This is a genomic window from Janthinobacterium sp. UMAB-60, assembly GCF_900095235.1.
GTDB lineage: Bacteria > Pseudomonadota > Gammaproteobacteria > Burkholderiales > Burkholderiaceae_D > Janthinobacterium.
Window position 1 is genome coordinate 6,050 of the sequence record NZ_LT607486.1, and the last position, 23,903, is coordinate 29,952.

Consider the following 23,903-nt stretch of genomic DNA (forward strand, 5'->3'; position numbering starts at 1 on the left):
CTTGCCCGCCTCGATCTTGGCCAGGTCCAGCAAGTCGTTCACCAGGTCGCTCAGGCTGACGGCGCTTTGCAGGATGAACAGCACCTGCTTTTCCTGCTCCTCGGACAGCTCGCCGTCGATGCGGTCGAGCAGCAGCTTGGACAGGGCGCGGATGGAGCTGAGCGGCGTGCGGAATTCATGGCTCATGTTCGACAGGAAGCGCGACTTCATCTGGTCGGCGCGGCGCAGGTGGTCGGCTTTTTCATCGAGTTCCGCGAACAGCGCCACCACGCCCCGGTTGGTGTCTTCCAGTTCGCGCGTCAGCTGTAATAAATCGTCCTGGCGCGTCTTCAGTTCGGCCAGGGTGGCGAGCAGCTCGCGGTTCTGCTGCTGCACTTCGGACAGCGTGATATCCGATGGCAGCGCCTGCAGGCTGCCGGACAGCGCGCCGATCATGCTGCCGTCGAGCAGGGGTGCGTCGCGCGGGAACAGTTTTTGCAGCGTGATGTGCGTGCCGGCGCCGGGCGTGCTATGGATGTGGCAGCGGTCCATCAGGCGCTGCGCGCCCAGGATGCCCAGGCCCATGCCCGTGGGCGAGCGATAGGTGCCGGCCAGTATCTTGTCGAGCTGCGCGATGCCGGGGCCCTGGTCCTCGATGCGGATGCTGAGCACCTGCGGCGCCGTCTGGCCATCGATGGCGAAGTGGATCTTGCCGCTGCCCGCGTAGTTGTAGACGTTGCGCGCCAGTTCAGACACGGCCGTGGCGATGCGCACCTGGTCCTGCACGCCGAAGCCGCACAGGGCGGCGATCTGCCGCGCGCGCTGGCGTGCGCCCACCACATCGAGTTCGCTGCCGATATGCGCTGTCAATATGCGTTGTGTCATGGCGTGTCGTTCCTTTCCGCACCGGCATGCCGGTGCTCCTCATGTTCGCGCAGCACCACCACCGTGACGTCGTCGCGCCCGCGCGCAAAATCGCGGTACAGCACGGCGGCGACGAGGCTGGGGTGGCATTGCGCCAGGCCCGGATACTGTTCCAGGTCCCAGCGCGTGTGCAGGCCGTCGCTATGCATGATCAAGGTCGTGCCCGGCTGCCACGGATAGCAGAATTCCTGCACCTTGCGCAGATTGCTGCCGACGATGCCGTTATGCGACAGCAGATGCCGGCGCTGCTGCGCGTCGAAGGCGCAGGCGGCGATATTGCCCACGCCCGCATAACGCAGTTCGCGGCGCGCGCTGTCGATGTGCGCCACCGCCAAGGCCGCGCCGCGCGTGGCGCGCAGGGCGCCGTGGGCCAGTTCGATGAAGGGGGCGGGCAGGGGCGGCAAGCCGGGCGTATCGTGTTCCAGCAGCGCGCTGGCCGTTTCCGACGCCCGGGCCGCCAGCGGGCCGTGGCCCAGGCCGTCGGCCACCAGCAAGCTCAGTTCATGGCCTTCGCACACGACGTTCCAGGCGTCGCCGCACACCTGCTCCGACGCCAGCGGCAGGCACACGGCGCCGATGCGCCAGTTCGGATGGGCGGGAATGGCGCTACTGGCGTTCGGCCCCCACAGCAGCGCCATCAGCAGCGTGCCCTTGCCGGGCGCCGTGTACAGGTCGAATTCCTGGCTCAGACGGCGTATCGCGCCCAGGCCCACGCCGTAGGTGCCGGTGGTGGAATGGCCATCCTGCATGTGCTGGCGCACATTCGCCATGCCGGGACCGTTGTCGATGGCCAGCACTTCGATGCCGCTGGTGCCGCCGCGCAGCACCTTGCGCAGCAGGATTTCGCCGCGCTGCGCGTGCTTGACGATGTTGGTCGCCGCTTCGCTGATGATGATGGCCAGCTGGCCCGTGCGCACGTCGTCGAAGCCGATGCGGCGCGCCAGTTCGTTGCCGGCGCGGCGGGCTGCTGCGATCTCGCTCGGTTCGCCGATGGAAAAACTTCTTTGCCTGAGCATGTCAGGCTGTGGTTCCTGGTGGTTCAAAACAGCTTCCATTTCGCGATGGTGACGGTGGTGCCCGCGCCGGGCGCCGTGTCGATGTGAAAGGCGTCGGCCAGGCGCTTGGCGCCGCCCAGCCCCAGTCCCAGCCCGCCGCCGCTGGTATAGCCATCGGTCAGCGCCAGGGCAATATCGTCGATGCCCGGTCCCGCGTCGACAAAGCGCAGTTCCAGGCCCTGGCGCGCGCCATCGCTGACGCGCGCGATGCGCGCTTCGCCGCCACCGCCGTAGCGCAGCGTGTTGCGCGCCAGTTCGCTGGCCGCCGTGATGATCTTGGTCTGTTCGATCAGGCCAAACCCCATGGCGACCATGCTGTCGCGCACCTGCTTGCGCAGCCGCACGACGTCTTCGTCGCTGTGCAGGGGCAGGATCTGCTGCATTTGCCGCACGGCGGCCTGCGCCCGCTCCTGTGCCTGCGCGCCTAGCACGGCACCCCCGTCATGCGCCGCCCCGTTCCAGCAGCTTGATGCCCCGTTCCACGTTCAGCGCCGTGCTCACGCCTTCCAGGGTCAGCCCCAGTTCCACCAGGGTGATGGCGACGGCCGGCTGCATGCCGACGACTACCGTGCGCGCATCGAGGATTTTCGCCATCGCCGCCGTGTTGCTGATCATGCGGCCGATGAAGGAATCGACGATGTCGAGCGCGGAAATGTCGATCAGCACGCCCGTGGCGCGGTCCGTCACGATGCGCGTGGTCAGGTCGTCCTGCAGGGTCATCGCCAGGCGGTCGTGCATGTCCACCTGGATCGTCACCAGCAACAGCCGGCCCATGCGTAAAATGGGGATTCTTTCCATAGGCGCCTCAGTGTTGTTGCTGCTGGCAGGTGATGCTGGAACCCGTGCGTTTCAGGGCCACGACGAAGGCGTCGGCCAGGGTGGCCTTGGTCATCACGTCTTCCAGGTTGACGCCCAGGTGCACGATGGTTTGCGCGATCTGCGGGCGGATGCCGCTGATGATGCAGTCGGCGCCCATCAGGCGCGCGGCGGCGATGGTTTTCAGCAGGTGCTGCGCCACCAGCGTGTCGACGGTGGGCACGCCCGTGATGTCGATGATGGCGATCAAGGCGCCCGTGTCGACGATCTTTTGCAGCAGGCTTTCCATCACCACCTGCGTGCGGGCGCTGTCGAGGGTGCCGATCAGGGGCAGGGCCAGCACGTTTTGCCACAGCTGCACCACGGGCGTGGACAGTTCCAGCAATTCCTGCTGCTGGCGCAAGATCACCTGTTCGCGCGCCTTCTGGTAGATGGCGATGGTCAGCAGGCCCAGTTCGTCGAACAATTTGCTGGTGCTGACGATGGCGTCGCCCAGATGCTCCGGCTGCGCCGTGATTTGCTGGCGCAGGTGGGCGAACAGCGGCTCCTTGAGGGAAAACATGAAGCTGGCCGTGTCGATCGGCGAATAGCCCTGGCGCACGCGCGTCTGCGATATTTCAGCGATCAGCTGGCGCGTATCGTCCCAGGCGCCGCCTTCGATGTCGAACGAGTCGCCGCTTGCCAGCGCGCCCGCCAGCAGCGGCAGCAATTGCGCTGCCTGATGGCGCAGCTCGTTTTCGGCGATCTTGTCGCGCCGCACCAGGCGGGCGATCAGGCCGGCCATCCAGCCGTCCAGCAGTTCCGTGTGGTACTCGTTGATAATGGCCGCCAGTTGCTGCGCCTGGCCCGTGTCCGTCTTGACCGTGTCCATCTTGATATTCATGCTCATCCTTGGCTGGAGTGGAGGGTGCGGCACGGCCGCAAACGGGCACGCGCTGTGATGAATAAATTATAGGCAGACGTGGCTTTAGCCTGTGTTCTGTGCCGCACATAGTGGCGCATGTCGATATACATTTCTATGGGAAACACTGGCACCATTAAAGATGCATGTAATTTGCATGTTTAAGCGGATTCCGCTACACTGGCAACACTCAACAAGAGAAACACGCCATGAATATCGACAAATTCAAACAGCAGCACCTGGCCATCCTGGCCTCCATCGATGACTTGCGCCGGCTGGCGCGCGGCGGTGTCGCCGCACAGGCGCAGGCCATCGCCGAACAGATCATCGCCATGAGCGGCTTGATCAAGCTGCACCTGGCCGTCGAGCAGCGCTACCTGTATCCGGCCGCGCAGGCGTGCGGCGTGGCCAAGGTGGCCCAGCTGGGCCGCCAGTACGAAAACGAGATGCACGGCATCGCCGGCGCCTACCTCGATTTTGCCGGCCGCTGGAATACGCCCGTGCGCCTGGTGGCCGAGCCGGATGCCTTCCGCAGCGAAGCCAATACCGTGCTGCACGCGCTGTTCCAGCGCATGCGGCGCGAAGACCACGAGCTGTATCCAGCCGTTGAAACGCTGGCTTGAGACCGCTTACTAATACACACAGGAGTTTTACATGCTGACCCAAGAACAACGCGCCATCATCACGGCCACCGTCCCCATCCTCGAACAGGGCGGCGAAGCGCTGACGCGCCACTTCTACAAGAATCTGTTCCGCGACCATCCCGAAGTGCTGCCGTACTTTAACCAGGCGCACCAGCACAGCGGCGACCAGCAGCGCGCGCTGGCGAATGGCGTGCTGATGTACGCCAAGCACATCGACCAGCTGGCAGCGCTGGGCGACCTGGTGGCCACCATCGTCAACAAGCACGTGGCCTTGCAGATCCGCGCCGAGCACTATCCGCTGGTGGGCGCCAGCCTGCTGCAAGCGATCCGCGAAGTGCTGGGCGAAGAAGTCGCCAGCGACGCCGTCATCGATGCCTGGGGCGCGGCCTACGGCCAGTTGGCCGACATCCTGGCCGGCGAAGAAGGGCGCATCTACAAGGCGCAGGCGGCCGCACCGGGCGGCTGGGGCGGCGCGCGCGATTTTCTGGTGCAAAGCAAGGTCGTGGAAAGCGGCGAGATCACCTCCTTCCTGATGGCGCCCGCCGATGGCCAGCCCGTGCTCGACTTTGCGCCAGGCCAGTATATCGGCGTGCTGGCCACGGTCGATGGCGTGCCCATGCGCCGCCAGTACTCGTTGTCGGCCGCCAGCAATGGCCAGACCTACCGCATCAGCGTCAAGCGCGAAGAGGGCGGCAAGGTGTCGAATTTCTTCCACGACCACGTGCAGGCGGGCGACACCGTGCAGCTGACGCCGCCATCGGGCGACTTCGTGCTGACGGAGGGCGACAAGCCGCTGGTGCTGATCAGCGGCGGCGTGGGCATCACGCCGACCCTGGCCATGCTGACGGCGGCCCTGCGCGGCAAGCGTCCCGTGCATTTCATCCACGCGGCGCGCAACCAGGGCGTGCATGCGTTCCGCGCGCAGATCGATGAACTGGCCGCGCGGCACCCGCAATTGAAACGCTATTACTGCTACGCGGAACATGGCGGCGCGCAAGATGCGCCGGACGCCGTCGGCCTGCTGAATAAAGAGCAGCTCAATGACTGGCTGCCAGCCTCGCGCGACGTCGACGCCTACTTCCTGGGGCCGCAGCCATTCATGCGGGCCGTCAAGCAATACCTGCGCGAACTGGGCGTGCCGGAACGGCAGACGCACCATGAATTCTTCGGACCGGCCGCCGCGCTGAACTGACCTTGTCTGACTTGTGTTGCTTCTGCGAGAAAAAACCGTTGCCGTAAGGGGCGGGTAAGCCTCGCGCTGTACTGTGAATCCAAGCTCGCACAAAAGAGCAGGCTTTTACATAACAGGAGGCAACACCATGCATGACGATCTGGTACAAAAACTCAAGAGTGACCCCAATTATCATCGGCTGGTCAGGGTGCGTTCGCGCTTCGGCTGGGCGCTGACGGGCCTGATGATGCTGGTGTATTACGGCTACATCCTGCTGATCGCCTTCGACAAGGAATTCCTTGCCACTAAAACGGGCACCGGCGTGATGACCTGGGGCATGCCGATCGGCCTGTTCGTCATCGTGTTTACCGTGGTGATCACCGGCATCTACGTGCGCCGCGCCAACAAGCAATTCGACGACCTGACCAGCGCCATCCAGGCACGGGTGCAAGCATGAATCGCGCCCCATCGATGCAACGCACATTTTCCTGCCTGGCAGCCCTGACCTTGCTGGCGAGCGCCAGCAACAGCGTGCTGGCGGCCGGCGCCGACCTGGGCCAGGCAGTCAAGCAACCGACCAACTGGACGGCGATCACCATGTTCGCCGTCTTCGTCATCTTCACCCTGTTCGTCACCAAATGGGCGGCGGCGAAGACCAAGTCGGCCTCCGATTTCTACACGGCTGGCGGCGGCATCACGGGCTTCCAGAATGGCCTGGCCATCGCGGGCGACTATATGTCGGCGGCATCGTTCCTCGGCATTTCCGCCGCCGTCTTCCTCAACGGCTATGACGGCCTGATCTATGCCATCGGTTTTCTCGTCGGCTGGCCCATCATCACCTTCCTGATGGCCGAGCGCCTGCGCAACCTGGGCCGCTACACCTTTGCCGATGTGGCCGCCTACCGCTTCAAGCAGGCGCCGATCCGCATTTTCTCGGCGTCCGGCACCCTCGTCGTGGTGGCCTTTTACCTGATCGCGCAGATGGTGGGCGCGGGCCAGCTGATCAAGCTGCTGTTCGGCCTGGAATACTGGATCGCCGTCGTCCTGGTCGGCACATTGATGATGATTTACGTGCTGTTTGGCGGCATGACGGCCACCACCTGGGTGCAGATCATCAAGGCCGTCATGCTGCTGGGCGGCGCCACCTTCATGGCCGTTGCCGTGCTGGCGCAATTTAACTTCAGCCCGGAAGCGCTGTTCGCCAAGTCGGTGGACGTGCACGCCGCCAAGGAAGCCATCATGGGCCCCGGTTCCTTCATCAAGGACCCGATCTCGGCCATCTCCTTCGGTATGGCGCTGATGTTCGGTACGGCCGGCTTGCCGCACATCCTGATGCGTTTCTTCACGGTGCCGAGCGCCAAGGAAGCGCGCAAATCCGTGTTCTGGGCCACCACCTGGATCGCCTATTTCTACATCCTGACCTTCATCATCGGTTTTGGCGCCATCGTGCTGGTGAGCACCAATCCCGAGTTCAAGGATGCTGCCGGCAAGCTGCTGGGCGGTAACAACATGGCGGCCGTGCATCTGGCCAAGGCTGTGGGCGGCAATGTCTTCCTCGGCTTCATGTCGGCGGTCGCGTTTGCCACCATCCTGGCCGTCGTGGCCGGTTTGACCCTGTCGGGCGCGTCGGCCGTGTCGCACGATCTGTATGCCACCGTCATCAAGAAGGGCAAGGCCACGGGCGCGAACGAATTGAAAGTGTCGCGCGTGACCACCATCATCCTGGGCATCATCGCCGTGGTGCTGGGCATCGCGTTTGAAAAGCAGAACATCGCCTTCATGGTCTCGCTGGCTTTCGCGATTGCCGCTTCGGCCAACTTCCCCGTGCTGTTCATGTCGGTGCTGTGGAAAGACTGCACCACGCGGGGCGCCACCATTGGCGGCTTCCTGGGCTTGACCACGGCCGTCGCGCTGACGGTGGTGTCGAAGTCCGTGTGGGTCGACGTGCTCGGTCATCCGGCGGCGCTGTTCCCGTATGCCTCGCCGGCGCTGTTCTCGATGACGGCAGGCTTTGTCGGCATCTGGCTGTTCTCGGTGCTCGACAAGAGCCCCCGCGCGCGCATCGACCGCGCCGGCTACGAAGCGCAGCAAATGCGTTCGGAAACAGGTATCGGCGCCTCCGGTGCCAGCGCGCATTGATGTTTTAGATAGTTACTGAAGGAAACAATGCCCGGCTTGCCGGGCATTGTTGTTTTTGGCGCGCGCTTACTTCGCCACGCGCAGCGGAATCACGCCCGCCGCCAGCGCCGGCGCGCCCGGCGTCGCTTCGAGTATCGATGCCAGGGTCACCGTGTCGAGCACGGCCAGGAAGGCGGCCGTGGCCTGGCCCAGCTTGGCTTTCAGCAGGCAATCGGGCGTCAGCGGGCAGGTATTGTTTTCCTTGTTAAAACATTCCGCCATGAAAAAATCGTTTTCCGTCTCGCGCACCACCGTGCCGATATTGATCTCGGCCGGGTCGCGCGCCAGACGCAGGCCGCCATTCCTCCCACGCACCGTTTCCACGATGCCTGACAGGCCCAGCTGGTGCACCACCTTCATCAGGTGATTCTTGGAAATCGCATGCAGGTCGGCGATGTCCTGGATGGTCACGAGCCGGTCGCGGTGCACGCCCAGATACATCAGGGTGCGCAGGGTGTAGTCAGTGTAGGCAGTCAGTCGCATGGGAGAAGAGAGTAAAACACCCGACAAACCTACTGCGCGTCGCGATTTGCAGCCTCCGATGCTCACTGTGCATCCGCACAGCTCCGCTTCTCGGCCACAACTCATCCCGCTCGCTACGGTTTGTCAGGTGTGTTGTAAAGATGTGGATTACATCCTTGTTTCAAGCCGCCAGCATACAGGAGAGTGCCTGGCCATCGCCACAGCCATGTGACTTGCGCCGTCACTTTTCAGCCTGGAAAGACAAATTTGGTTGCCTTTCGCTTAAATGCGTAGTAAATTTTCATATTGTTGCCCTGCTAAACAGCGCGCAAGCCCTTAATGGCCCTTTTGACGTGGATTTTATTGATGAAAATCAAGAGGATGGTGAGACAGTAAGGTAAATTTACTACAAAATGGATGATGGGCGTTTCCCGGGTCGGGAAGCGCGTACTACGCAATCTGTGCGGTGCCGCCGTGGCCGCCCCAGGAAATGAATACCATGCAAATGAATGAAGTGAAAGACGAGCTGCTGAGCAGCGATATCCGCCAGTTGGGCCGTCTGCTGGGCGACGCCATCCGCAACCACCTGGGCGACCCCGCCTTCGAGCGCATCGAGCATGTGCGCCAGCTGGCCATCCGTTTCCGCCGCGACAATGACGAAGCGGCGCGCGCGCAGCTGTCGGACGCGCTGCAAGCGCTGTCGCAGGAAGAAACCACGCAATTGACGCGCGCCTTCAGCTATTTCTCGCTGCTGGCTAACATTGCGGAAGACCAACATCACATCCGCCGCACGCGTGCCCATCTGATCGCCGGTTCGCCGCCGCGCCAGGGTAGCCTCAGCCATGCCGTCGGCAACGTGTTTGACGCGGGCAAGGCCGATGCGCTGGAAACCTTCTTTGAAGATGCGTTCGTCAGCCCCGTGTTCACGGCGCATCCGACGGAAGTGCAGCGCAAGAGCATTCAGAATTGCCAGATGGCCATCGCCCGCCTGTTGAGCGAGCGCGACCGCGTGCAAATGACGCCGGAAGAGGCGGAGCAAAACGAAGAAGCGCTGGGACGTGGCATCGTCACCCTGTGGCAGACGCGTTTGTTGCGCACCAGCAAGCTGTCCGTCATGGATGAAGTGGCCAATGGCCTGTCGTTCTACGACCACACGATCTTGCGCGAATTGCCGAAATTGTATTCCTCGCTGGAAACCATGCTGGCCCAGCGCGATGCCCGCTGGGAAGATGCGGAATTGCCCAATTTCATGAAGGTCGGCAGCTGGATAGGCGGCGACCGCGACGGCAATCCCTTCGTCACGGCCGACATCCTGCGCAGCACCCTGCAAACGCAGGCCGACAAGGTGCTCGACTTTTATCTGGGCGAATTGCGCAAGCTCGCGTCGCAACTGTCCTTGGCGCAAATCCTGAACGCCTGCAGCGAGCCGCTGCGCGCGCTGGCCGAACGCTCGGCCGATGCGTCGCCGCACCGCGTCGATGAACCGTACCGCCGCGCCCTGCACGGCATCCATGCGCGCCTGGAAGCCACGCGCGTGGCGCTATCTGGCAAGGGCAAGCAAGCGGACGGCGTACAGCCCTACGCGGCGGCGTTTGAGCTGCTGGCCGACCTGGACGTGGTCCAGCATTCGCTCGTCAGCAATGGCTTGCGCGCGCTGGCGCGGGGCCGGCTGCGCCAGCTGCGCCGCGCCGTCAAGGTCTTCGGCTTTTCGCTGGCGCCGCTGGACTTGCGCCAGAACTCCGACGTGCATGAGCGCGTCGTGGGCGAACTGTTCGCGGGTGCCCAGCCGGGCCTGGCCTACCTGGACCTCGATGAAGAGCAGCGCATCAGCTTGCTGCTGGCCGAACTGGAATCGCCACGCCTGCTGACGTCGCCGTATGCGCAGTACTCGGAAGAAACGACGTCCGAACTCGACATCTTCCGCGCCGTGCGCGCAGCCCATGTCAAATATGGCAAGGAATCGGTGCCGAACTGCATCATCTCGAAGGCGGCCAGCGTCTCGGACTTGCTGGAAGTGGCCCTGCTGCTGAAAGAAGTGGGCTTGCTGCGCCAGGACAGCCGCGAAGTCGATGTCAACATCATCCCCCTGTTCGAAACGATCGACGATTTGCGCGCCGGCCCCGCCGTCATGGCGCGCGCGTTCGGCTTGCCGTTCTACCGGGGCTTGCTGGCGTCGCGCGCGGACCAGCAGGAAGTCATGCTCGGCTATTCGGACAGCAACAAGGACGGCGGCTTCCTCACGTCGGGCTGGGAACTCTACAAGGCCGAGATCGAGCTGGTGACGGTATTTAAAGAATATCAGATCAAGCTGCGATTGTTCCACGGCCGCGGCGGTTCCGTGGGCCGCGGCGGCGGGCCCAGCTATGAAGCCATCCTGGCCCAGCCGGCCGGCGCCGTGCAGGGACAGATCCGCCTGACGGAGCAGGGCGAAGTCATCACGGCCAAGTATGCGAACCCGGAAGTAGGGCGCCGCAACCTGGAAGTGCTGGTGGCCGCGACCATCCAGTCGACCCTGTTGCCGCAGGCGCAGCTGCAGCCGAAGGCCTCGGCCGGCGCGGGCCACCTGGCCGCGATGGAAGAGTTGTCCGGCACGGCCCTGAACGCCTACCGCGACCTCGTTTACGGTACGGACGGCTTCGAACAGTATTTCTGGGAATCGACGGTGATCGCGGAAATTGCCGCGCTGAACATCGGCAGCCGTCCCGCCTCGCGCAAGAAATCGACCTCGATCGAGGATTTGCGCGCGATTCCCTGGGTCTTGAGCTGGGCTCAATGCCGCTTGATGCTGCCGGGCTGGTTCGGTTTTGGTTCCGCCGTGCAAGCCTACCTGGCCGCCCATCCCGCCGACGGGGCGGACGTGCTGCGCGGCATGTACACGGACTGGCCCTTCTTCACGTCCCTGCTGTCGAACATGGATATGGTGCTGGCCAAGAGCGACATCGCCATCGCCGGCAAGTATGCGGAACTCGTCAAGGACAAGGCCTTGCGCGAGGCCATCTTTACGCGCATCCGCGCCGAATACGCGGCCACCTTGGACGCCTTGAAACTGATCACGGGCCAGGAAGAGTTGCAGCAAGCCAACCCGCTGATGCAGCGCTCGATACGCAACCGTTTCCCGTATATCGACCCGCTCAACCACGTGCAGGTGGAGCTGTTGAAACGTTTCCGCGAGGGTAAACAGGATGCGGCGGCGCGCACGGGGATCCATTTGTCGATCAATGGAATTGCGGCGGGTTTGCGGAATAGTGGTTGATTAAGGCAAACCCAAGATTTAAGGCTGGGGTCGTTCATTGCGTGATCGGAATGCGCCCCACTGGGGCGTATTCCCCCTCAGGGTACGACCCCGGTATTTGCACTTGGGTTAGTTTCAAGTAAAACATCAAGGAGACAGCATGACCATCAAAGTTGCCATCAATGGCTATGGCCGCATCGGCCGCAATGTCTTGCGCGCGTTTTATGAGGGCGGCAAGCAGCAGGATATCGAGATCGTCGCCATCAACGACCTGGGCGACGCCAAGTCGAATGCGCATTTGACGCGCTACGATACGGTGCACGGCAAGTTTCCCGGCGTCGTCACCATCGATGGCGACAACATGCTCGTCAACGGCGACCGCATCCGCGTCTTCGCGCAGCGCGACCCGGCCCTGATACCCTGGGGCGAACTGGGCGTGGACGTGGTGCTCGAATGCACGGGTTTCTTCACCACCAAGGAAAAAGCCTCGGCCCACCTGAAGGGCGGCGCGAAAAAAGTCATCATTTCCGCGCCGGGCGGCAAGGACGTGGACGCCACCATCGTGTTCGGCGTCAACCAGCACGTGCTGAAAGCTTCGGACACGGTCATCTCGAATGCCTCGTGCACGACGAATTGCCTCGCGCCATTAGTCAAACCGCTCAACGACGCCATCGGCATCGAATCGGGCCTGATGACCACCGTGCACGCCTACACGAACGACCAGGTACTCTCCGACGTGATGCACGAAGACTTGCGCCGCGCCCGCTCGGCCACGCATTCGATGATCCCCACCAAGACGGGCGCGGCGGCCGCTGTCGGCCTGGTCTTGCCGGAACTGAACGGCAAGCTCGACGGTTTCGCCATCCGCGTGCCGACGATTAACGTCTCGCTGGTCGACCTCTCCTTTATTTCCAAGCGCGATACCAGCGTCGAGGAAGTCAATGCCTTGCTGAAAGCGGCGTCCGAAGGCGCGCTGAAAGGTATTTTGACGTACCAGACGGAACCGCTCGTTTCCATCGATTTCAACCACAACCCCGCCTCGTCGAACTTCGATGCGACCCTGACCAAGGTCTCCGGTCGCCTCGTGAAAGTGTCATCGTGGTACGACAACGAGTGGGGCTTCTCGAATCGCATGTTGGACACCACGGTCGCCCTGATGGCGGCCAAGTAAGAAGAACCAGCGCTGATCCAGCGCACCAGGACGGCCGGCCCACAAGGCTGGCCCTTGTAGCAGCACGAACCTTATAGAAAGCAGCACACCATGACCATGCATGTACAGCAACGCGCCACCAAGATCGTTTCCACCATCGGCCCCGCTTCGAACGATATCGATACCCTGGTCCGCATGTTCAAGGCCGGCGTCGACGTCGTGCGCCTGAACTTCTCGCATGGCAAGGCGCAAGACCATATCGACCGCGCCCGCATGGTGCGCGAAGCGGCAGCCCTGTGCGGCCGTGAAGTGGCCATCATGGCCGACTTGCAAGGCCCGAAGATTCGCGTCGGCAAGTTCGAAGAAGGCAAGATTTTCCTTGAAAACGGCGCCAAGTTCATCCTCGACGCGAAATGGGGCGAAAAGGGCGAGCTGGGCAACCTGGAACGCTGCGGCCTCGACTACAAGGAATTGCCGCGCGACTTGCGCACGGCCGACGTGCTGCTGCTGAACGACGGCCTGATCGTGCTGACGGTCGACAAGGTCGTCGGCAGCGAAATCCACACGACCGTGAAAATCGGCGGCGAGTTGTCGAACAACAAGGGCATCAACCGCCAGGGCGGCGGCCTGTCCGCGCCAGCCCTGACGGCGAAAGACATGGAAGACGTCAAGACGGCGATGAGTTTCCAGGCCGATTACGTGGCCGTGTCGTTCCCGAAAAACGCCACCGACATGGTCATGGCGCGCCAGCTGGCCAATATCGCCGGCGAAGCATGGGACCACAAGCCGATGATGATCGCCAAGATCGAACGGGCGGAAGCCATTCCGGCGCTGCAAGAGATTCTCGACGCCTCCGACGGCATCATGGTGGCGCGCGGCGACCTGGCGGTCGAGGTGGGCAATGCGGCCGTGCCGGCCTTGCAAAAGCGCATGATCAAGATGGCGCGCGCGTCGAACAAGCTGGCGATCACGGCCACGCAGATGATGGAATCGATGATCGTCAACGCCGTGCCGACCCGCGCGGAAGTGTCCGACGTGGCCAATGCCGTGCTCGACGGCACGGACGCCGTCATGACGTCGGCGGAAACGGCCTCGGGCCGCTACCCGATCGAGACGGTGGAAGCGATGGCCGCCATCTGCCTGGACGCGGAAAAATGGGATACCTGCAAGCTGGATGCCGATTTCCTCAACGCCACGTTCTCGCGCATCGACCAGTCGATCGCCTACGGCGCCTTGTTTACGGCCCACCATTTGCGCGTGAAAGCCATCGCCACCCTGACCGAATCGGGTTCCACGGCCCTGTGGATGAGCCGCTGCAACATCGACATCCCCATCGTCGCGCTGACCCCCAGCGTGGGCACGCGCCGCAAGCTGGCCCTGTACCGCAACGTCAGCACCCTGGAATTGACGTCCGGCACGGATCGCGACAAGGTCTTGCAGCAGGCGGAAGACTTGTTGCTGGAACATAAGGTCGTGACCAAGGGCGACACGGTCGTACTGACCTGGGGCGAGCCGATGGGCAAGGTCGGCGGCACGAACGCGCTGAAAATCATGAAGATCGGCCAGCACTGACCGTATTACTGGCCGCCAGGCGCAATGGCAGACGCCCAATCTGCCATTGCGGTGGCCGCATTTCCGTGGCAGCATGGTTTTCCTGCCTGCCAAGGCGCATCTGGAGTGCATGATGACCGAATACCTGCCTGCCTTGATCTGGTCGCTGTCGGCTTTCGCCTGCCTCTTCATTGCCAAACGCCGCTCCTTGAAAACAACGTCTGTCAGGGCCATCATGGTGGTGCTCCTGGGGCCGTTAGCCATTCCCTTCGTGCTGGCCGCCAGACCCGGGATGCACGGCTAAGCGTGCGGCCTGCGCGCGTTCTTCTTTGCTATATTTAAACTTTTAGCTAAAAGGAATGCCCATGAAACGCAGCGCGACCTTGTTCCTGATGAGTATTTTTTGCGCCGCCGCGTCCGTCTCGGCCGCGGAACCGGTGCAGCGTTTGCAGCGCGCCACGGGGCTGTGGAAAGTGACGCCCGCCACCTCGCCGTTTTCCTGGGAAATCTGCGTTGATCAGCAACACGACCGTCTGATCGACGACGACTTGTGGAGCGATTTCGAACACGAATGCCAGATCGCGTCGCAAAGCCGCCAGGGCGACAGCTACACTTTCCAGTCCAGCTGTCCGGGCGCCAGGCTGGCCGGCAGTTTCAAGGGCGACCTGGCCAAGGCGTACACCCTGACCGCCGACACCACCATCGAACTGAACGGCAAGACCGAGGTGCAGCGCACGGAATTGGCGGGCGTGTTCCTCGGTGCTTGCCCGGCAGGGCTGGCGCCGGGCGCGAAGAAAATGCGTGGCGGCATGGTGATGAAGAGCTTGTATATCAACCGATAAGCGCTGGCAACCGCGCTGAAACAACGGTTTCCAGCGATAGGCAGGCGCCGGCATTGACGCCGGAGGCAAGGATTTGTGATAATGAGAATTATTATCAATTAGTCGCGCCTTGCCTTGCGCGCATCGGAGTCCCCTAGTGAATACTGCGCAGTCCAGCGAGTCGATAGCAGGCATCTACAGCAGCCACCACGGCTGGCTGATGCGCTGGCTGCGCGCCAAGCTGCGGTGCGCCGACCATGCGGCCGATTTGGCGCAGGATACCTTCGTGCGCCTGCTGACGGCGCCGCCCGAGGGCCGGCAGAGCCTGCGCGAACCGCGCGCCTATCTCACCACCGTGGCGCAGCGCTTGCTGATCGACCATTACCGGCGCCTGTCGCTGGAGCAGGCGTGGCTGGAAACCCTGGCGCAGCAGCCCGACCTGCTGATGCAGTCGCCGGAAGAGCGCTTGCTGATACTGGAAGCCTTGCAACGCATCGATGTCATGCTCGACGGCTTGCCGCCGCTGGCGCGCAGCGCTTTTTTGCTGGCCCATGTCGATGGCCTTGCGTACGGGGACATCGCGCGGCGCCTGGCCGTGAGCGAGCGCAGCATCAAGCGCTACATGGTGCAGGCGTTCGAGCGCTGCATCCTCCTGATCCTGTGAACGCCGCGATCGACCCTCGCGCCGCCCGCGCGGCGGCGCAATGGCTGGTGCGCCTGCACGGGGGGCCTTTGAACGTTGACGAACAGCAAGCGTTCCAGGCCTGGCGCGCCAGCGATCCCGCGCACGCAGCGGCCTGGCAGCGGGCCGAGCTGGTGTGCGGCACCCTGGCCAGCGTGCCGCCCGGGCTGCGCCAGACGGCGGAGGCGGCGCCGCAGTCGCCGCAGCGGCGTGCCGTGCTCTACGGCCTGGCGGGGCTGATCGCGGCCGGGCCGGCGCTGTGGCTGGCCAGCCAGTCGGCGCCCTGGCAAGCGTGGCGCGCCACTATCCGCACGGCCAGGGGCGAAATCCGCCACATGACATTGCCGGATGGCACGCAACTGGTGCTCAATACGGACACGGCCATCGACGTGCGCTTTGACGGCGCGGCGCGGCTGGTGGTCTTGCATGCGGGCGAACTGCATGTTTCCACGGCGCACGACGGGGCCGTGCCCGCACGCCCTTTCCTCGTGCGCAGCAGCAATGGCGCCGTGCACGCGCTGGGCACGCGCTTCAGCGTGCGCCAGGGCGGCAGCGTGCTGGCGCCGCGCACGCAGGTCAGTGTGAGCGAGGGCGCCGTCGAGATCCGGCCAAGGGAAGCTCCCGACGCCTTGCGCCGGGTCAATGCGGGCCGGCAGGGCAGTTTCGATGATCGTGCCGTTTCCTCCTTGTCGCCGCTGACGCCGCATGCTGCCGGCTGGCTGCAGGGCGTGCTGATCGCCGAGCGCATGCCGCTGGGCGAGGTGCTGGCCCAGGTGGCGCGCTATCGCTACGGCGTGCTGCGCTGCGATCCGGCGCTGGCTGCCATGCCCGTGGACGGCATTTTCCAGCTGAACGATCCGGACAACATCCTGCTCTTGCTGCAACATTCCTTGCCGATCCGGCTGGCGCGCCGCACGCGCTACTGGATCAGTGTCGAGGCGGCTTGAGATTGTCGGCTTACGCGTGGCCTTGCCACGCTAAGCCGACCTACGCCTGTCGGGTATGGTAGGGCGGCTTAGCCAGCAGGGCGTAAGCCGACGTGCTCCAATTTACTTCTTGCCTGTCCCTTTTTTCGGATTGCTTCGTCATACAAGGTAGAGAACGAACAATCCGAACCATCGAAAGGGTCCACATGGCTTTGCAGTACCGCAGCTTGACAACAGCACGCATGACGCTCCATCCCACCACCGGCGCCGTGCGCGCCGCGCTGGTCCTGTTCCTCGCCGTGGGCGCGGCCGGCGCCGGTTTGCCCCACATGGCGCTGGCGGCCGAGTCCCGCCCGGCAGCCAACGTGCGCGACTATCATATTCCCGCCGGCAGCCTGCGCGATGCGCTGGCCTCGTTTGCCATCGCCGCCGGCGTCAACCTGTCCACGCAGGGCGTGGCGCTGGACGGCCTGGCGACGCCGGGCTTGCAGGGCCGCCATGGCGTCGCGGCCGGTTTGCAAACGTTGCTGCAAGGCAGCGGGTTGGAAGTGGTGGACGGCGGCAGCGGCAATTACCTGTTGCGCAAGATTAATACCAGCACGGCCGATGGCGGCCTCGACAGCATGCCCGCCGTGGTTGTCAGCGCCGAGGCGGACCGCGCCACGGAAGGCACGGGGCTCTACACGTCGAGGAATCTGTCGACGGCCACGGGGCTGAATCTGTCGCAGCGCCACACGCCGCAAACGGTCAGCGTGATTTCGCGCCAGCAAATGGAAGATTTCGATCTGACCACTTTGCAGGATGTGGCGCGCGCCACGCCCGGCCTGTATGGCAAGACGCAGGGCGTATCCGACCAGGAAACCACGTATTTTGCGCGCGGTTTTGCCTTGAGCCACGTGAATGTCGATGGCTTGCCGCTCGATGTGACGGGTTTCAATGAGCGCAACGTTTCGGCCGACATGCTGATGTACGACCGCGTGGAAGTGGTGCGCGGCGCCACCGGGTTGATGGAAGGGGCGGGCGCGCCGTCGGGCAGCATCAACATGATACGCAAGCGCCCCACGGCCACGCCCCTGTTGAACGCGTCCGCCCACCTGGGCAGCTGGAAGGACCGGCAATTGACGGTCGATGCCAGCAATGCCCTGAATGACTCGGGCAGCCTGCGCGGCAGAGTGGCGGCCAGCTGGCGCGACAGCGACAGCTTTGTCGACGTGGTCAACCATACCAATGGCACCGTGTATGCGATTTTGGAGGCGGACCTGACGCCGTCGACCACGGCCGGCATCGGTTTTTCGCGCCAGCACAGCCGCACCGACGGCGTGTTCGTCGGCTTGCCGACCTTGCCCGACGGCCGCCACATGGACTTGCCCCGCTCGACTTTCCTGAACAATGCCGACTCGTTCCAGAAACGCGACAACAACGTCGTCTTCGCCGACCTGGAAACGCAGCTGGAGAAGGGCTGGCGCAGCCGCTTCGCCATCACGCACATCGATGCCTCATCTTCGACGCGCAATACCACCAACAGCCGTGTCGATGGCGAAACGTATCTGCTGGAACAGTCTGAAACGGGCTGGAAGTACAACACGCAACAAGTGGTGGCCGACTGGCGCTTGAGCGGCCCCGTCACCTGGTTCGGCCGCCAGCATGACGTCATCGTCGGCGCCAGCTACCGCCATGACGATTCGGACGCGGGCCAGAGCTGGGAAGGTGCGGGAAAGCGCGTGTTCGATCTGCGCCAGTGGAATCCCCGCGCCTACCCGATGCGCGGCGCGCCGTTCGAGCCCTACAACTGGGGCCGCAAGACGGACGAGAAGGGACTTTATGCGGCCGGCAACTTAAGCCTGGCCGATCCGCTGCGCCTGGTGCTGGGCGGGCGCTTCGGCTGGTATGCGCAGGATGTCACGGGCTGGTATTCCACCAATCCGACGTGGCGCCGCGACCTGACGGAAAACGCCAAGTTTACGCCGTACGCGGGTCTGGTCTACGACCTGGACGCGCACCATTCCGTGTATGCGAGCGGCACGCAGATCTTCCAGCCGCAAAGCGTGCTCGATGTCAAGGGCAATACCTTGCCGCCGTTGAGCGGCACCAACCTGGAAGTGGGCGTCAAGGGAGAATATTTTGGCGGCAGGCTCAATGCCAGCGGCGCCCTGTTTCGCATCAAGCAGAATAACCGCGCCATGGCCGATGAAGTCAATTGCCCCACGGGCGGCGCCATCTACTGCGCCCGCGCGGTCGGGCAGGTAAAAAGCGAAGGCGTCGACTTGCAGTTGTCGGGCTCGCCTCTGCCGGGCTGGCAGATCGCGGGCGGCTACACCTATGTGCTGGCCAAGTACACGAAAGACAGCGTGGCGGCGAATATCGGCCAGCGCATCGCCACGGATGAGCCGAAGCAATTGTTCAAGCTGTACACGACGGTGCAACTGGGCGGCAGCCTGGCGCGCTGGAATCTGGGCGCCTCAGTGACCGCGCAGGACAAGATTTACCGGAGCGACACGGCTTACCTGACGCAGCAGGGCGGCTACGCCATCGTCGGCCTGACGGCCGGCTACCGCCTGAGCGAGCAGCTGCAACTGCGCGTGAGTGTCGACAACGTGCTCGATCGCCGCTACTACCAGGGCCTCGGCTATGCCTGGTCGGGCGGGCTGGAACGCTACGGCGCGCCGCGCAGCGTGCTGCTGTCCCTGAATTACAAGCTGTAGCGGCTGCGCCAGCGGAGCGCGTCCGGGCGGGCGCCTCTGCTACACTGCCGCCGTCTTCACTTTCACACTGCTCCCATGTCCGCCACGCCAGTCCTGACGCCCCTGAAAAGCGCTTTCCAGCAATCGCGCACCGAGAATAACATCGAGCTGATCCTGCCCGAACTGCTGGCCGCGCAATTACACGTCGTCATCGGCGGGCAGAGCGAGCAGATCGACCTGTTTCTCGTGCCGTCGCCGAACCCGGAGCGCCAGTGCGTGACGGTGGCGGAAGACCCGGCCTTCCTGGACGGCATCGCGTTTCCCAAGATTCCCGTCACGGGCGCGCAGCTGATCGCGTCGATTCCGCCCGAGATCGAGATCGTTATCCTGCATGGCGATGGCGCCAACTACCTGACGCGCGAGCAACTGGCGTGGTTCCGCCGCATGCTGGCACCAGCCGCTTGAGCGGCATTCCCGCCGCGCCTTGCAAGCCGGCGCGCGCCGAATGGATCCGCTTTTCACCGGCCGACGATGCCAGCTCGCATGCGGCGATGATGGCCAATCTGCGTCCCGTGCTGTGGCGCAGCGTGCTGCTGGGCGGCTGCGCCCTGATCCTCGCCTTTGTCCTGCAAGCCGTCTGGCGCGACGTGTCGTACGCGGGCGAGGCGGTGCTGTTGCTCCTGCCGGCGCTGGTCGCCTGGATCGTCGGCCTGGTCCTGCTGCCGGATCGCAATCTGTCTTTTCATGTCGAGCTCAACGACGCCGGCCTGTTGCTGCGCCGGGTGGCGCGGCGCCTGCCCGGCCATGAGAAGACGCTGCAGCTGGCGCCGCGGCAGATACGCGCGCTCGAGGTGGTCAGCTATGCGGGCCCGGTCGATGTCTACCGCGGCGGGCCGCCGATGGCGCGCCTGGAGCTGCTGCTGCACACGACCCTCAAGGACTGCCCGCTGATCCGCGTGGTGGGCATGGATTTGCCCGTGCCGCAGCGCTGGTCGTTGCGGCAGATCAAGGACGAGCTGAGCCGCCGTTGTACGCTGGCCGGTATCCGCGTGGCCGTGCGGGCCGGTCCCTCCTATCAGTCATCTTCCGCGATACGCGCGCAGTGGCCGCCAGCCTGAGCGGCGGGGCGTTGTCGCATCAGGGCTGCGAAATATTGTTTTTATTGCCATGATATTGCTGAAGTCCTATGAATATTTTCGCAAAGCAACTATACTCATAGCTCTTTTAAAAATCATCGTCACGCTGGCGGCCAGCTATCCGCGCCAGAGTTCGTACGTATTCCGCCTGTTCTCTCTGAACGGGCACCTTTCCCCCGCGCGGCAGGCGTGGGCGTGATGACCGAGCCTTGCCCTGGTCGATTGCTGCCGTTGTCATTTTCGCTGTGTTGCCGCTTTACCAAAAAGCCTGGCACCGGCGCGCGGTGCGCTGTCATGTTTTGCGACGTCACGTTTCACTCTATGTAGTTCACGACAGTATGCTGAGTTCCATCTTTGCCTTTTCGACCGATACCGTGCCGTACATCTACGGCACGCACGATGCCTGGCTGGTGCTGTTTTCCATCGGTATCGCCATCTTTGCCTCGTTCATGGCCCTGCAGATCGCCGGCATGGCGCGCAGCAGCGAACGCGGCTTCCAGCGCCAGACGGCCATCATCACGGGCGCCATCGCGCTCGGCGGCGGCATCTGGTCGATGCACTTCATCGGCATGCTGGCTTTCGATATCTGCACGCGCGTGTCGTTCGAACCCGCTCTGACCCTGTTGTCGATGCTGCCCGGCGTGGCCGCGTCGTGGGTGGCGCTGAACCTGCTGGCGCGCCCGCGCATCAGCTGGCGCCAGCTGGTGGTGGGCGGCGTGCTGGTGGGGCTGGGCATCGGCTCCATGCATTACAGCGGCATGGCCGCCATGCAAACTTCGCTGACCTTGCACTACCAGCCGTGGCTGTTTGCCTTGTCGCTGCTGGTGGCCGTCACCATGGCCATGCTGGCGCTGTGGGTACGCTTCGGCCTGAGCGCCATGCGCCAGCGTCTCAGTGCGCTGACGGCGCTGCTGGTGAGCAGTGTCGTGATGGGCCTGGCTATTTCCGGCATGCATTACACGGGCATGCTGGCGGCGCGCTTTTCCGGCACGCCCACGGCGGGCGAGAACACGATCACGGTGCAAGCCTCGTTCGTGGCGCTGGCTGTGGCCCTGATCACCGTCACCCTGACCGTCTTCGTGGTCGCCGCGAACGGCTTGTTGCGCTACCGCCAGCTGCTGCGCCATGCCAGCGCCAGCGAGTCGCGCCTGCGCGCCATCGTCGATACGGCGGCCGATGGCCTGATCACCATCGATGGCCAGGGCAAGGTGCGGTCCTTCAATCCCGCCGCGGAAAGCCTGTTTGGCTGGTCCGAAGCGCAGATCGTGGGGCGCGACGCCAGCGTGCTGCTGCAAGCGGCCGATGCGGCCGCGTACGAGGGCTATTTGCGCGACTACCTGGAAACGGGCGCCGCGCGCATCCTCGACAGCGGACGCGAACTCGATGGCCGCCACAAGGATGGCGCCGTGCTGCCCATGCGCGTGGCGATCGGCAAGATCGACACGCCGGGCCAGCCCCTGTTCGTGGCGTTTGTCACGGACATGCGCTCGTCGCGCAGCATGGAGCAGGCGCTGAAGGACAGCGAGCGCCAGTACCGCACTCTGATCCGCAATATCCCCGGCGTGTCCTTCCACTGCAGCTTCGCGCCCGAATGGAAGATGATTTTCATCAGCGACGCCGTCTTCAACCTGACGGGCTGGATGCCGCAGGACTTCATCGAAGGGCGGGTCAGGCTGTTCGAGCTCGTGCATCCGGACGACCGCCAGCGCGTCAACGACACCTGCGTGCAGGCGGCCGGCGAGAAGCGCGATTTCGAGAACGTCTACCGCCTGATCCACCGCGACGGGCGCGAACGCTGGGTGCGCGAAAGCAGCGGCCCCGTGCTCGACAACGACGGCGTGGTGCGCTGGATCGACGGCGTCATCCTCGACATCACGGAAAGCGAATTGCGCAACGCCGAATACGAAGGCAAGGTGACGGCCATCTCGCGCGCGACGGCCGTCATCGAGTTTGACCTGCAGGGGCGCATCCTGGCGGCCAACCAGAATTTCCTCGACCTGGTCGGCTACCGGCTCGATGACGTGCTGGGACTGCACCACAGCATCTTCTGCGAACCGGCTTATGTGACTTCGCCCGACTACATCGCGTTCTGGCAGCAGCTGGCGCAGGGCGAATTCAATACGGGCGAGTACAAGCGCATCGACAAGCAGGGCCGGGAAGTGTGGATACAGGCCTCGTACAACCCGATCTTCAACGCGGACGGCAAGCCGTTCAAGGTGGTCAAGCTGGCCACCGACGTCAGCGAGCGGCGCGCCATGCAGGAAAACCTGCGCGCGGCGAAAGACCGCGCCGAGCTGGCCGCCGAATCGAAAACCAGCTTCCTGGCCAACATGAGCCATGAAATCCGCACGCCGATGAATGCCATCATCGGCTTTACGGAAGTGCTGCTGGGGACCGCCCTGGACAGCCTGCAGCGCCGCCACCTGGGCACGGTGCGCCAGTCCGCGCGCTCCTTGCTGGAGCTGCTCAACGACATCCTCGACACGGCCAAGCTGGAAAAAGGCGCCACCGAGCTGGAACTGGTGGACTTTTCGCTGCCGGACCTGGTCGACCACGTGGCCGCCTCCCTGCGCGTCACGGCGCAGGCGCGCGACCTGGTGCTGCATGTGGACGTCGATCCGGGCATGGGTCAATTCTTCCTGGGCGACGCGCGCCGGCTGCAGCAGGTGCTGACGAATTTGATCGGCAACGCCGTCAAGTTCACGGAAGTGGGCCATGTGCGCGTGGCCGTCGCCATGCAGGGCGAGCAGGTGCATATCGCCGTGCACGACACGGGCATCGGCATCCCCGCCGACCGCCTGGACAAGATCTTCGCGCCATTCACGCAAGCCGATTCTTCCATGAGCCGCCGCTTTGGCGGCACGGGCCTGGGCACGACGATTTCGCTGCAACTGGTCGAACTGATGGGGGGCACCATCACGGTGGAAAGCACCCTGGGCGTGGGCAGCGTGTTCCACGTGCTGCTGCCGCTGGCGCCGGGCAAGGCCGTGGCGCGCCGCAGCGAACAGCCCGTGGTGGCCTTGCCGCCGCTGCGCATCCTGGTGGCCGATGACGTGCCGCAGAACGTGGAGCTGCTGCTGATCAGCCTGGGCGCGGCCGGCCACCAGGTGATCGCCGCCAGCGATGGCGAGAGCGCCGTGCGCGAGTTCAGCCGTGGCAGCTTCGACATCGTCCTGATGGACGTGCAGATGCCGCGCATGGATGGCCTGGAAGCGACACGCCTGATCCGCGTGTACGAGCGCGAACAGGGCTTGAAGGCGACGCCCATCATCGCCCTGACGGCCAGCGTGCTGGAACAGGACCGGCGCGCCGCGCAGACGGCGGGCATGAACGGTTTTGCCTCGAAACCGCTGGAAATGCACAAGCTGACGGCGGAAATCGCCCGCCTGCTCGATATCGCCGTGGCCATGCCGCCGCCGGCGGCCGGCTCGGCGGCGCGTGCGGCCGCAGGCCAGGTGGACTGGCAGCGCGGCAGCGCCCTGTGGGGCGGCCGCGAGACCTTGCGGCGGGCCATCGCGCGTTTCGTGCAGGCCAATGGCGATTGCGCCGCCATGCTGGCGGCGGAACTGGAACGTGGCGATGGCAGCGTGGCGG

21 protein-coding genes are annotated in these 23,903 nt (G+C 64.1%); 15 read left to right on the top strand and 6 right to left on the bottom strand.

Annotated elements, in window-relative coordinates; genetic code table 11:
• The 5 genes from K0F86_RS27445 to K0F86_RS09955 all read right to left on the bottom strand — a co-directional run.
• On the bottom strand, nucleotides 1-864 hold an 864-nt coding region (locus K0F86_RS27445; RefSeq protein WP_257572073.1), incomplete at its 3' end, for a histidine kinase dimerization/phospho-acceptor domain-containing protein.
• Nucleotides 861-1,919: an ATP-binding SpoIIE family protein phosphatase gene (locus K0F86_RS09940; RefSeq protein ID WP_257572074.1), complete on the bottom strand. Its 1,059-nt coding sequence runs from the start codon at nucleotides 1,917-1,919 to the stop codon at nucleotides 861-863. The genes K0F86_RS09940 and K0F86_RS27445, both read right to left, overlap by 4 nt.
• Nucleotides 1,920-1,942: 23 nt before the next feature.
• The gene (locus K0F86_RS09945; RefSeq protein WP_219134493.1) at nucleotides 1,943-2,341 is read right to left on the bottom strand and encodes an ATP-binding protein; all 399 of its coding nucleotides are present in this window, start codon (nucleotides 2,339-2,341) and stop codon (nucleotides 1,943-1,945) included.
• Nucleotides 2,342-2,399: 58 nt separating this feature from the next.
• Nucleotides 2,400-2,756 (bottom strand): STAS domain-containing protein, encoded by a 357-nt coding sequence (locus K0F86_RS09950; RefSeq protein ID WP_219134247.1) that lies wholly within the window; start codon nucleotides 2,754-2,756, stop codon nucleotides 2,400-2,402.
• A 7-nt stretch (nucleotides 2,757-2,763) separates the two neighbouring features.
• Nucleotides 2,764-3,657 (bottom strand): STAS domain-containing protein, encoded by an 894-nt coding sequence (locus K0F86_RS09955; protein WP_257572075.1) that lies wholly within the window; start codon nucleotides 3,655-3,657, stop codon nucleotides 2,764-2,766.
• Nucleotides 3,658-3,884: 227 nt separating this feature from the next.
• On the opposite strand from K0F86_RS09955, the gene K0F86_RS09960 reads away from it, so the two are divergent.
• The 4 genes from K0F86_RS09960 (at nucleotide 3,885) to K0F86_RS09975 (ending at nucleotide 7,629) form a co-directional block, all read left to right on the top strand.
• Nucleotides 3,885-4,298 carry a hemerythrin domain-containing protein gene (locus tag K0F86_RS09960; RefSeq protein ID WP_219134248.1) on the top strand — a complete coding sequence of 138 codons (414 nt, stop codon included), beginning with the start codon at nucleotides 3,885-3,887 and terminating at the stop codon, nucleotides 4,296-4,298.
• A gap of 31 nt (nucleotides 4,299-4,329) precedes the next feature.
• On the top strand, nucleotides 4,330-5,511 hold the full coding sequence (hmpA, locus tag K0F86_RS09965; RefSeq protein ID WP_219134249.1) for an NO-inducible flavohemoprotein: 1,182 nt from the start codon (nucleotides 4,330-4,332) through the stop codon (nucleotides 5,509-5,511).
• A gap of 127 nt (nucleotides 5,512-5,638) precedes the next feature.
• Nucleotides 5,639-5,947, top strand: a complete 309-nt coding sequence (locus K0F86_RS09970) for a DUF485 domain-containing protein (protein ID WP_219134250.1) — start codon at nucleotides 5,639-5,641, stop codon at nucleotides 5,945-5,947.
• Nucleotides 5,944-7,629 (top strand): cation acetate symporter, encoded by a 1,686-nt coding sequence (locus tag K0F86_RS09975; protein ID WP_257572076.1) that lies wholly within the window; start codon nucleotides 5,944-5,946, stop codon nucleotides 7,627-7,629. Before K0F86_RS09970 ends, K0F86_RS09975 begins: the two co-directional genes overlap by 4 nt.
• 66 nt (nucleotides 7,630-7,695) lie before the next feature.
• Here the strand turns inward: K0F86_RS09975 and K0F86_RS09980 are convergent, their stop codons facing one another.
• Entirely contained in the window at nucleotides 7,696-8,151 is a 456-nt protein-coding gene (locus tag K0F86_RS09980) for an Rrf2 family transcriptional regulator (RefSeq protein ID WP_070291511.1), read from the bottom strand.
• A 478-nt stretch (nucleotides 8,152-8,629) separates the two neighbouring features.
• Here K0F86_RS09980 and ppc point away from each other — a divergent pair, with 478 nt between their 5' ends.
• From ppc to K0F86_RS10035, 11 genes are all read left to right on the top strand, one after another.
• Complete coding sequence (ppc, locus tag K0F86_RS09985; RefSeq protein ID WP_219134251.1) at nucleotides 8,630-11,383, top strand: phosphoenolpyruvate carboxylase; 2,754 nt, start codon at nucleotides 8,630-8,632, stop codon at nucleotides 11,381-11,383.
• 139 nt (nucleotides 11,384-11,522) lie between these two features.
• Nucleotides 11,523-12,533, top strand: coding sequence for a type I glyceraldehyde-3-phosphate dehydrogenase (gene gap / locus K0F86_RS09990; RefSeq protein ID WP_219134252.1), 1,011 nt, complete (start codon nucleotides 11,523-11,525; stop codon nucleotides 12,531-12,533).
• A 90-nt stretch (nucleotides 12,534-12,623) separates the two neighbouring features.
• Nucleotides 12,624-14,084, top strand: coding sequence for a pyruvate kinase (gene pyk, locus K0F86_RS09995; protein WP_219134253.1), 1,461 nt, complete (start codon nucleotides 12,624-12,626; stop codon nucleotides 14,082-14,084).
• A 112-nt stretch (nucleotides 14,085-14,196) separates the two neighbouring features.
• Nucleotides 14,197-14,367: a hypothetical protein gene (locus K0F86_RS10000; RefSeq protein WP_219134254.1), complete on the top strand. Its 171-nt coding sequence runs from the start codon at nucleotides 14,197-14,199 to the stop codon at nucleotides 14,365-14,367.
• Nucleotides 14,368-14,428: 61 nt separating this feature from the next.
• Nucleotides 14,429-14,905 carry a DUF3617 family protein gene (locus K0F86_RS10005; RefSeq protein WP_219134255.1) on the top strand — a complete coding sequence of 159 codons (477 nt, stop codon included), beginning with the start codon at nucleotides 14,429-14,431 and terminating at the stop codon, nucleotides 14,903-14,905.
• A gap of 136 nt (nucleotides 14,906-15,041) precedes the next feature.
• A complete protein-coding gene (locus K0F86_RS10010) occupies nucleotides 15,042-15,548 on the top strand; it encodes a sigma-70 family RNA polymerase sigma factor (protein WP_219134256.1) in 507 nt (168 codons plus the stop codon).
• Nucleotides 15,545-16,513, top strand: coding sequence for a FecR domain-containing protein (locus K0F86_RS10015; protein WP_219134257.1), 969 nt, complete (start codon nucleotides 15,545-15,547; stop codon nucleotides 16,511-16,513). The genes K0F86_RS10010 and K0F86_RS10015 overlap by 4 nt, the downstream gene beginning before the upstream one ends.
• A gap of 221 nt (nucleotides 16,514-16,734) precedes the next feature.
• The gene (locus K0F86_RS10020; protein WP_257572077.1) at nucleotides 16,735-19,194 is read left to right on the top strand and encodes a TonB-dependent siderophore receptor; all 2,460 of its coding nucleotides are present in this window, start codon (nucleotides 16,735-16,737) and stop codon (nucleotides 19,192-19,194) included.
• Nucleotides 19,195-19,269: 75 nt separating this feature from the next.
• A complete protein-coding gene (locus K0F86_RS10025; RefSeq protein ID WP_219134258.1) occupies nucleotides 19,270-19,638 on the top strand; it encodes a hypothetical protein in 369 nt (122 codons plus the stop codon).
• Nucleotides 19,605-20,291, top strand: a complete 687-nt coding sequence (locus K0F86_RS10030; protein ID WP_219134259.1) for a hypothetical protein — start codon at nucleotides 19,605-19,607, stop codon at nucleotides 20,289-20,291. Before K0F86_RS10025 ends, K0F86_RS10030 begins: the two co-directional genes overlap by 34 nt.
• A 356-nt stretch (nucleotides 20,292-20,647) precedes the next feature.
• Nucleotides 20,648-23,903, top strand: a 3,256-nt coding sequence (locus K0F86_RS10035; protein WP_219134260.1) for a PAS domain S-box protein, incomplete at its 3' end; no start/stop codon positions are given.

Bases quoted from the DNA above. Each gene is read 5' to 3' on its own strand.
- pyk (WP_219134253.1), top strand. From the start codon at position 12,624: ATGACCATGCATGTACAGCAACGCGCCACCAAGATCGTTTCCACCATC.
- K0F86_RS10000 (WP_219134254.1), top strand. From the start codon at position 14,197: ATGACCGAATACCTGCCTGCCTTGATCTGGTCGCTGTCGGCTTTCGCC.
- K0F86_RS10020 (WP_257572077.1), top strand. From the start codon at position 16,735: ATGACGCTCCATCCCACCACCGGCGCCGTGCGCGCCGCGCTGGTCCTG.
- K0F86_RS09940 (WP_257572074.1), bottom strand. From the start codon at position 1,919: ATGCTCAGGCAAAGAAGTTTTTCCATCGGCGAACCGAGCGAGATCGCA.
- gap (WP_219134252.1), top strand. From the start codon at position 11,523: ATGACCATCAAAGTTGCCATCAATGGCTATGGCCGCATCGGCCGCAAT.
- K0F86_RS09955 (WP_257572075.1), bottom strand. From the start codon at position 3,657: ATGAATATCAAGATGGACACGGTCAAGACGGACACGGGCCAGGCGCAG.
- hmpA (WP_219134249.1), top strand. From the start codon at position 4,330: ATGCTGACCCAAGAACAACGCGCCATCATCACGGCCACCGTCCCCATC.
- K0F86_RS10025 (WP_219134258.1), top strand. From the start codon at position 19,270: ATGTCCGCCACGCCAGTCCTGACGCCCCTGAAAAGCGCTTTCCAGCAA.
- ppc (WP_219134251.1), top strand. From the start codon at position 8,630: ATGCAAATGAATGAAGTGAAAGACGAGCTGCTGAGCAGCGATATCCGC.
- K0F86_RS09975 (WP_257572076.1), top strand. From the start codon at position 5,944: ATGAATCGCGCCCCATCGATGCAACGCACATTTTCCTGCCTGGCAGCC.
- K0F86_RS09945 (WP_219134493.1), bottom strand. From the start codon at position 2,341: ATGCAGCAGATCCTGCCCCTGCACAGCGACGAAGACGTCGTGCGGCTG.
- K0F86_RS09960 (WP_219134248.1), top strand. From the start codon at position 3,885: ATGAATATCGACAAATTCAAACAGCAGCACCTGGCCATCCTGGCCTCC.
- K0F86_RS09980 (WP_070291511.1), bottom strand. From the start codon at position 8,151: ATGCGACTGACTGCCTACACTGACTACACCCTGCGCACCCTGATGTAT.
- K0F86_RS09950 (WP_219134247.1), bottom strand. From the start codon at position 2,756: ATGGAAAGAATCCCCATTTTACGCATGGGCCGGCTGTTGCTGGTGACG.
- K0F86_RS09970 (WP_219134250.1), top strand. From the start codon at position 5,639: ATGCATGACGATCTGGTACAAAAACTCAAGAGTGACCCCAATTATCAT.
- K0F86_RS10005 (WP_219134255.1), top strand. From the start codon at position 14,429: ATGAAACGCAGCGCGACCTTGTTCCTGATGAGTATTTTTTGCGCCGCC.